Annotated in this window: 4 protein-coding genes; 2 read left to right on the forward strand and 2 right to left on the reverse strand. The window is 68.7% G+C overall.

Annotated features, from left to right (window positions below):
- Positions 1–12: 12 nt before the first annotated feature.
- Both J7E68_RS06070 and J7E68_RS06075 read left to right on the forward strand, forming a co-directional pair.
- Positions 13–123, forward strand: a complete 111-nt coding sequence (locus J7E68_RS06070; RefSeq protein ID WP_311416479.1) for a 2-oxo acid dehydrogenase subunit E2 — start codon at positions 13–15, stop codon at positions 121–123.
- Between the two features lie 156 nt (positions 124–279).
- Positions 280–1599 carry an MFS transporter gene (locus J7E68_RS06075; protein ID WP_215170808.1) on the forward strand — a complete coding sequence of 440 codons (1320 nt, stop codon included), beginning with the start codon at positions 280–282 and terminating at the stop codon, positions 1597–1599.
- A gap of 53 nt (positions 1600–1652) precedes the next feature.
- On the opposite strand, the gene J7E68_RS06080 is transcribed toward J7E68_RS06075, so the two are convergent.
- Together J7E68_RS06080 and J7E68_RS06085 are read right to left on the reverse strand one after the other, a co-directional pair.
- Positions 1653–2939 carry a hypothetical protein gene (locus J7E68_RS06080; RefSeq protein ID WP_215170810.1) on the reverse strand — a complete coding sequence of 429 codons (1287 nt, stop codon included), beginning with the start codon at positions 2937–2939 and terminating at the stop codon, positions 1653–1655.
- Between the two features lie 165 nt (positions 2940–3104).
- A partial coding sequence (locus J7E68_RS06085; protein ID WP_215170812.1) for a putative PEP-binding protein occupies positions 3105–4363 on the reverse strand: 1259 nt, incomplete at its 5' end.

Raw genomic sequence — 4363 nt, forward strand, 5'->3', positions numbered from 1 at the left:
CGCATCGCCCAGCTGTCGCTCGCTTTCGATCACCGCGTGTGCGACGGCGGCTACGCCGCCAGCTTCCTCCGCCGCGTCACCGAACTCATCGAGCATCCGCTGCGTGCGTTCGGACGGGTATGAGGGCCGGGCGTTCCGAGCTCAGCCGCTTCTGCCGGCGTCGCGCTTGGGCCTCGACCTCGTGTGCGCTACTCTCGACAATTACTGACCGATCATTCGGTAAGTAGCTCGGGGCGACGCAGTGTCGCTTCTCCGCAATCGCAGAACAATGGAGTTCTCATGACGTCAGCAGTCTCCGCCCGCAACTCGACGGCGCGAATGCCCGCCGAGGAACGGCGAGTCCTCGCCAGCACACTGGTCGGCACCTCGATCGAGTGGTACGACTTCTTCATCTACGCGCAAGCCGCCGGCCTCGTGCTCGCTCCGCTCTTCCTCGCTCCGATCGCCGAGGAGAACAAGGGATTCGCGCAGATCCTGTCCTTCGCCACCATCGGAATCTCCTTCCTCTTCCGTCCCCTCGGAGCCATCGTCGCCGGGCACCTCGGCGACAAGCTGGGCCGTAAGAAGATGCTCGTCTTCACGCTCGTGATGATGGGACTCTCCACCTCTCTGATCGGCTTGCTGCCCACCTACGCGGCGATCGGCGTCGCGGCACCGATCCTGCTCATCGTGCTGCGCATCCTGCAGGGGTTCTCGGCCGGCGGCGAATGGGGCGGGGCGGCGCTGATGGCCGTCGAGCACGCGCCGGACACCCGCCGCGGGCTCTTCGGCGCGTTCCCGCAGATCGGTGTTCCGATCGGCATGATCCTTGCGACAGCCACACTCTGGGTGCTGACGAGCTCGATGTCACCCGAGGCGTTCCTCGAGTGGGGCTGGCGGATCCCGTTCCTGCTGTCGATCGTGCTCATCGCCGTCGGCTACGTGATCAGGCGCGCAGTCGACGAGAGCCCGATCTTCGAGGATCTCCGCCGTCGCCGTCAGGAGGCCTCCGCGCCGCTGGGCCGCCTGTTCCGCAAGAACACCAGGCAGGTCGTGCTCACCGCACTCATCTTCATCGGCAACAACGCCGCCGGCTACCTGCTCATCGCGTTCTTCGCCACCTACGCCGTCACCGCCCTCGGCATGGAGCGTCCTCCCGTGCTGCTGGCCACGACGCTCGCATCCTTCGGGTGGCTCATCTTCACGCTGTGGGGCGGCCACCTCTCGGATCGCCTCGGGCGCGTCCGCACCTTCCAGATCGGGTACATCGCGCTCGCTCTCTGGGCAGTGCCGATGTGGTTCCTGATCGATACGGCGAACATCCTCTGGTACTTCGTCGCGCTGTTCGTGATGACGTTCGCACTCGGGCTCTCGTACGGCCCGCAGGCGGCCCTCTATGCCGAGATGTTCCCGGCCAACGTCCGCTACTCCGGCGTCTCGATCGGATATGCGCTGGGTGCCATCCTCGGCGGGGCGTTCGCACCGATGATCGCGGAGGCCCTGATGAACCAGTTCCAGGCAGCCTGGACCATCGGCGTCTACATCGCCATCACGGCGGTGATCTCCCTCATCGCCGTGTCGATGGTGAAGGAGACGAAGGGCGTCGACCTTCGAGCCTGACCGACGTCGTCGCAGCGTCGCAGCGGGCCGGTCACACGACCGGCCCGCTGCGATCACCCGAAGACGGCGCTCGTGCGTGCCGTCGCATCCTCGACTGTGATCCCCACGATCGTCGCACCGTCGTCGACAGCGTCCCGGTCGGTCTGGAAGCGGAACACGTGGCCGTCACGGTCGGCGACGAGGTAGAAGTCGTCTCCGGACGAGGCCACATCGACGATGGTGCCGCCGGGGAACGCCTCCATCGCGTCGACCACCGGGTCACCGACACGGACGTCGGATCGCGAAGGAAGGGCAGAACCGTCCTGCGCTGTCTCGTCGAGTGAGCGCTCGTTCCCGACGGTGACGGATGCCACCGTGTCACCACCCTCGACCGGCTGGATGAGGATCGACCCCGACCCTTCATCGTTGAGGATCCGCCAGGGTCCTCCATCGTACTCGGGTTCGATCGTCTGCGACCCGCCTGCCGCAGCGACCGCCGTGTCGACCGCGTCACCGAGACGTACGGGTCCCACGCCGTCGACGCCGACCTGCCAGTCGGCCCAGGGGGCCGACGCGTCAGCCGACGGGTCTTCCTCAGGGGTCGGCGGATTCTCGGTGAGCTCGTCGATCAGGCCTGCCCGAGCCTCTGCGGCGCGCGTCTGCAGGAGGAGTGCGGCTGCCTCGGCATCGAAGCTCCGGTCGCCGGTGAAGGGCTGCCACAGCTGCACGATCACGTTGCCGGTGGACGCGAAGGCATCGAACGACTGCCAGTCGAGACCGGGATCGATGAGGGTCCCCGCGTAGGCCCGGACGTCGCCGGACTCTTCGGGGATCACCGCGTCGAAGGTGACGGCCCCGCCTTTCGTGAAGTCGGCGCACTGCTGCGCCGCCTGCAGGAGCTGGTCCATCCGGGCCTGCGCATGCGCCTCGTCAGCGAACTGCAGCACGAGAAGACGTCCGAAGCCGTAGCGAGGGTCCGCTGGTACCTGCCACTCGAGGGTCCGGGCTCCGACCGTTCCGAGAGACTGCTCCGCATACAGGGCCTCGCAGATCGAGGGACTGGCCGGCGCCCCACCGCCGTCCGATACCTGCTCGAGCACTGACGACGGGTCACCGACCTCTGTCGCCTCGGGCACGATCCCGGTGATCTCCTCCGGGCTGAGCGCGAACGCCTCGAGCTCATCGCCGACGAACACGACGGGTCCGGCATAGGGTTCCGGCGCCGTCGCCTCAGGACTCGGGGTCGCGGACGGAGGTGGCGAGGACTCGGGTGTCGGCGCGCACGCCACCAGAACGATGATCATCCCGGCGACGGCAGCCCCTGCCCCGACCCGCATCGCACGCATGCTGAAACCCGTCATGACACCCTCCGATTTGCTCGTCGCGCCCGATCAGGCGCCCCCTCGTCGCGAGTCTAGGAGGCGGCCGGACAGCGAGCGAACAGCAGGTGCATGTCGATATCAGAATGAGAGGAATCGTATGCCGGATGCTGCATACCGCGGCTGAGAATCACCCGACCGGACGCCTCAGTTCCCGCCGAGCACCGTGGCCGCCGAGTCGCGAGCCTCCGTTGCGGTCGCCGCCTTCAATACAGCCTCCGCGGCGGATCGGCACCGCGCCTCGGTGACCTCGGCGAGCGCCGCCGCAACTCTTCCGAGAGCGCGAGGCGTCATCGACAGCGAGGTGACGCCGAGCCCGACGAGCACCGGGGCGAGAGCGGGGTCGGCCGCGGCTTCTCCGCAGACCCCGACCGGCAGGCCCCACGTCCGCCCCGCAGCTCCTGCGGCGCCGATCAGCCGCAGCACGGCGGGCTGCCAGGGGTCGTTGAGATCGCCGAGCTCGCCGAGCAGGCGATCCGCGGCGAGCGTGTACTGCGCGAGATCGTTGGTTCCGATGCTCACGAAGTCGACGACCTCGAGCATCTCGGAGGCCAGAAGCGCCGCCGACGGCGTCTCGACCATGATGCCCACCGTCGCGAGACCTGCGGCTCGGACGCGCTCGGCGAAGTCGCGCGCCTCCTCGACGGTGGCGACCATCGGGGCCATCACCTCGACGAGGGCCGATTCGGCCTCGGCCGCGCGCGCCAGTGCGTGCAGCTGGTCATCGAGCAGCGCCGGTGACCGGCGGGCGATGCGCAGGCCGCGCACCCCGAGCGCAGGATTCTCCTCCGCATCCGCGTTGGCGAACGGCAGCGGCTTGTCGCTTCCGGCGTCCAGCGTGCGGACGACGACCTTGCGGCCGGGGAAAGCCGCGAGCACGCCTCGATAGGCCTCGACCTGCTCGTCGATCGACGGCGCGTCTGAGCGATCGAGAAAACAGAACTCGGTACGGAAGAGGCCGACGCCCTCGGCGCCCGCTGCAGCGGCGACGACGGCCTCGGCCGCTCCCCCGACATTCGCGAGAAGAGCCACCGGGGTGCCGTCTGCCAGGTGCCCCCGCCCGGCGAAGGGCACGACGACGGTGGCCGCTCTCGCAGCCTCGATGCGCGCTTCGCCCGGCTCGACCGCCACGGGTCCCCGAGCGCCGTCGACGAGAACGACAGTGCCCGCTGCGATGCCCTTCGCACCACCGACACCGACCACGGCGGGGATGCCCAGTGATCGCGCGATGATGGCGGTGTGAGACGTGGGTCCGCCCTGCTCCGTGACAAGGGCGACGCAGTTCCCGCCCTCCAGCGCTGCGGTGTCGGCGGGAGCGAGGTCGGTGGCGACGAGCACGAACGGCTCGTCGCGCCCGGGCACGCCCGGCCTGTCCACCTCGACGATCACGGCGATGATGCGATCGC

Source organism: Microbacterium sp. ISL-103 (assembly GCF_018613995.1).
GTDB lineage: Bacteria > Actinomycetota > Actinomycetes > Actinomycetales > Microbacteriaceae > Microbacterium.